Below are 3909 nucleotides of genomic sequence, written 5' to 3'. Positions count from 1 at the left end.
GATCGCCCGGGCGATCTCGGGCGCCCGTTCCAGCGCCAGCGCCGCCGCTGTCCAGGTGGCGCGAATCCTGTGGTCATCCAGCAGCTTCAGGATGCGCGGTGCACCGGCCTTGATGCCGTACTGATAGTTGCTCTCATTGCCATGCATCCGCATCGGTCGCTTGGGCACGGCGCTGAGTTCGTCGACGGGCTCAGGCCCCTTGTCGCCGTCGCGGATATTCTGCTCGGCGCCTTCCTCGACGTTGACGACGACGGAGAGGGCGAACTTTGAGCCGTTGGGCCAGCGGAAATCGGGCGGGGCGGGCATGGGCTAGTGCGGCTCCTCGCCGCCTGAGACGTTCAGGCTTTCGGCGGTGATATACTGGGCCTCGTCCGAACAGAGGAACGCCACCGCCTTGGCGGTATCCTCCGGCAGGCCGGGGCGCTTCAGGGGGATGCGGTCGGCCATGGCTTTAAGATAGTCCTCGACCGAGGCCGCGCCCACCACCTTGGCGAAGTATTCGTTCTGCCAGGCGCCGAGGCCGGTGGTCACGTGGTTCGGGCAGACGTTGTTGACGGTGATGCCGTGTGGGCCCAGTTCGATGGCAGCAGAGCGCGCCAGCCCGACCAGCCCGTGCTTGGAGGACGTATAGGCCTGGGCGTGGGGGAAGCCCGACTTTGCCGCCTGGCTGGCGATGTTGACGATCCGGCCGCCGCGGCCCTGGGCCACCATGATCTCGGCCGCGGCGCGGAGCCCGAAGAACGAGCCCGTCAGGTTGACGTCGATGACGGCCCGCCAGTCGTCGGGGGTCACCTCCAGCAGCGGCTTCATGATGTAGCCGATGCCGGCGTTGTTGACCCAGATGTCGAGAGAGCCATGCGTATCCACCGCATGTTTCGCCAGCGCCTGGGTGGCAACGAAGTCGCGCACTTCGCAGACGCAGGTCGAAGCCTGGCCGCCCGAGGTGCGGATATCGGCGGCGATAGCTTCCATCTCGGCTGTAGCGCCGATCATGGCGCCCGGCGTAGCGGCGTCCCGCGAGGCGCCAATATCGGAGATCACGACCGCGGCGCCCTCGGCGGCCAGTCGCCGCGCAATGGCTTCACCCAGGCCCGCGCGCCGTCCCGAGCCGGTAATGACGGCGGTCTTGCCCGCGAAACGTCCGGTCATTTCTTACGCTTCCAGCCGATCTTCTTCATGATCAGGAACTGCACCTCGGCCATGCCCTGGAACTCGCCGGCGATCGCCTGCATCACCGGGGTGGCTACGTCATTGCCGAACTGGCCCATGTCGCGCACGTCGATGATCTCAATGTAGCGATAGGGCGACGGACCACCGCCCATGACTTCCTTGGTCTTGAAGACCTCGAACTTGCGGATCGAGGGCAGGCCGTTCACGGTCGGCAGGTCCTTGGCCCGGGCCCAGGCCTCGTATTCGGCCACTTTGATGCCGGGTTTGAGATTGAACAAGGCAATGATGCGGGTGGTCGCCATGAATCCTCCAAGGCGCGGGCTGGGTCGAAATGATATAGACATAGACCATTTGGATCGTGAAGCCCTTGGCGTATTGTGGTGTTGAAGGAGACCCGAAATGGACGGCAGCGGTGATCTGAAAAATGCAGGCCCGGCGCAGGCCTATGATGGCCCGCCCGACTATCGGGCTGTCGGCCGCCACGGGGTGTTCCCGCAGACCAGTCATGACGAGATCGCGCGCCTGAACTTCCTGGCCCATATGAATAGGCATCTCGCCACCCGGGTCATGCCGCACGTGAAGACGGCCTGGGAGCAGCGCGCGGAGCCGAAGCTGAAGGCCGAGACCGGCGCCGGCCCCAGGAACCGCCATGATGTGCGCAAGGCGCTCCTGAAGGATCCGACCTACCAGACCTGGTCGGCGCTGCGCCGCATGACCATGGAACAGCGCCAGCAGGCTGGTCGCTGGACCACAATCCGCCAGGCCGAACAACTGGCCGCGATCACCCGCACCCTGACCGAAGGCGATAAGCGCCTGGAGCTGGATTCTGCGCTGACGATCCCGCGCTACATTTCGGCCGTGGACCACCACTGCATGCCCGGCAGCTATCACAAGGAGCTGTTCCCCGGCGACGTCTCGGGCGCCGCCAACTATGATCACGCGATCTTCGCCACGACGGGCGGGGCCCTGGGTCGTTACTCCGACGGCGGCGGCCATGCGGTGGTGCAGTGGGTGCGCAAACACCTGCCCGACTTCAAGCCGACCCGGATCCTCGATATCGGGGCGACGCTCGGTCAGAACATGATCCCGATCGCCCAGGCCTTCCCGGACGCCGAGGTCGTGGCGCTGGATGTAGGCGGTCCGATGCTGCGCTACGGGCTGGCGCGGGCCAAATCCATGGGCGTGGAGAACGTGCGCTTCGTGCAGGCCGACGCCTCGGACCTGTCGCGCTATCCGGACGAGAGCTTCGACTGGGTGCAGACGACCATGTTCCTGCATGAGCTGAGCTACGCCTCGATGCGGGCGATCTTCCGGGAGAGCTTCAGGGTGCTGAAGCCGGGCGGGATTGTCCTGCACGTGGAGCAACCACAATACGCGCCGGAGATGCCGCTGTTCGAACAGGCGATGCGCGACTGGGATGCCTTCTACAACAACGAGCCGTTCTGGAGCACGCTTCACGAGATCGACCTGGACGCCTATATGGTCGAGGCCGGCTTCTCGAAGGACAGGCTGATCCACGATGGCGTCACCGCCGTGGTCGACCGCGATGTCTTTCCCGACGCCGCCGACGATGAAGGCGAAGACTACGGGCGCAAGGCGGCCTGGCACGTGATCGGAGCGCGCAAGTGAGTACAGCTGACGCCCTGGCCCGCTCGTCCGCCAAGCCGGCCGGCAAACGGCCCTATTTTCTGACGCCGGAGACCGAGCGGGTGCTGGCCATCACCATGGCCGCCGTCCAGGAACTGGCCGTGGCGCGCGAGCGGATCGATACGCTTGAGCGCCTGCTGGAAGCCAGGGGCGTGGTGCGGCGCGAGGAGATCGAGACCTTCGCGCCCACGGCCGACCAGGCCGCCGAGCGCGGGCTGTGGATGCAGGAGTATCTGACCCGGGTGCTGCGCATCGTCCAGCAGGAGGCCGAGGCGGTCGAGGCCAACGCCGCCGGCGACCTCTACTCCGAAGACGTGGCGGTCGAAGTCTCGCGAGCCGACGCATGAGCCACGACGTCTCCAGCTTGATCCGCAGCGCGGTGTTCGTTTCTAACCTGGAGCGATCCACCACCTTCTACCGCGCGCTGGGGTTCACCTCCGTCTACTTCGAGGGCGAGCTGGACGGACCGTCCACAGCCGCCGCGCTGAAGACGCCGCCTGCCACCGCCTGCCGCTGCCGCATCCTGCGCCCCGAGGGCCGTCCGAACTTCGGCATGATCGGCCTGTTCGAACTGACTCCAGCGCAGGAGGCTATCCCGAAAGGCGACGGTCCGCCGCGCCTGGGCGAGGTGGCGCTGGTGCTCTACGCCACGCCGATCCACGCGGCGGTGGAGGCCGCCCGTGCGGCGGGCGCCAGCTGGTCGCCGGACCCCAGCCTGTTCGTCATGCCCCACCGCCAGCAATACGAAGTCTGCCTGCGCGACCCCGACGGCGTGCTGATCAACCTGATCGACCGGCCGCCGAGCGAGCAGGAATGGACGAAGCCGGTTGGGGGGTAGGGTCGCATCGCTTTTTGCCTGGCGGCCCGTCTCTAGGCTAAGCACCCGTCCATGAGCCAGTTCTGGAGCCGCCTGACCCACGACCTTGACCCCTATGTGCCGGGCGAGCAGCCGCGTATCGAGGGGCTCGTCAAGCTCAACACCAATGAGAGCCCGTTCGGGCCGTCGCCCAGGGTGCTGGAAGCGCTGCGGGCAGGGGCGACGGACGATCTTCGCCTCTATCCGGACCCGCAATCGAGTGCGCTCCGGGCCGC

The 3909-nt window shown here is 66.5% G+C and carries 5 protein-coding genes and 2 pseudogenes; 4 read left to right on the top strand and 3 right to left on the bottom strand.

Going from position 1 to position 3909, the window contains the following annotated elements; translation table 11 throughout:
* The 3 genes and pseudogenes from ACIQ42_RS16845 to ACIQ42_RS16835 form a co-directional block, all read right to left on the bottom strand.
* Positions 1-306, bottom strand: a pseudogene (locus ACIQ42_RS16845) (allantoinase); the annotation flags it as partial.
* A gap of 3 nt (positions 307-309) precedes the next feature.
* Positions 310-1149 carry an SDR family NAD(P)-dependent oxidoreductase gene (locus ACIQ42_RS16840; protein WP_397423396.1) on the bottom strand — a complete coding sequence of 280 codons (840 nt, stop codon included), beginning with the start codon at positions 1147-1149 and terminating at the stop codon, positions 310-312.
* Positions 1146-1472, bottom strand: coding sequence for a hypothetical protein (locus ACIQ42_RS16835; protein WP_397423395.1), 327 nt, complete (start codon positions 1470-1472; stop codon positions 1146-1148). The genes ACIQ42_RS16840 and ACIQ42_RS16835 overlap by 4 nt, the downstream gene beginning before the upstream one ends.
* A gap of 97 nt (positions 1473-1569) precedes the next feature.
* On the opposite strand from ACIQ42_RS16835, the gene ACIQ42_RS16830 reads away from it, so the two are divergent.
* From ACIQ42_RS16830 to ACIQ42_RS16815, 4 genes and pseudogenes are all read left to right on the top strand, one after another.
* The gene (locus tag ACIQ42_RS16830) at positions 1570-2799 is read left to right on the top strand and encodes a class I SAM-dependent methyltransferase (protein WP_397423394.1); all 1230 of its coding nucleotides are present in this window, start codon (positions 1570-1572) and stop codon (positions 2797-2799) included.
* Positions 2796-3164 carry a hypothetical protein gene (locus tag ACIQ42_RS16825; protein ID WP_397423393.1) on the top strand — a complete coding sequence of 123 codons (369 nt, stop codon included), beginning with the start codon at positions 2796-2798 and terminating at the stop codon, positions 3162-3164. The genes ACIQ42_RS16830 and ACIQ42_RS16825 overlap by 4 nt, the downstream gene beginning before the upstream one ends.
* Positions 3161-3655 (top strand): VOC family protein, encoded by a 495-nt coding sequence (locus ACIQ42_RS16820; protein ID WP_397423392.1) that lies wholly within the window; start codon positions 3161-3163, stop codon positions 3653-3655. Before ACIQ42_RS16825 ends, ACIQ42_RS16820 begins: the two co-directional genes overlap by 4 nt.
* Positions 3656-3706: 51 nt before the next feature.
* Positions 3707-3909, top strand: a pseudogene (locus tag ACIQ42_RS16815) (histidinol-phosphate transaminase); the annotation flags it as partial.

The sequence above is a fragment of the Phenylobacterium sp. genome, assembly GCF_044372605.1.
In the GTDB taxonomy this organism is placed as follows: Bacteria; Pseudomonadota; Alphaproteobacteria; order Caulobacterales; family Caulobacteraceae; genus Phenylobacterium.
Note: the sequence above shows the minus strand (reverse complement) of the source record. Positions and strands in the feature narration are given on the sequence as shown.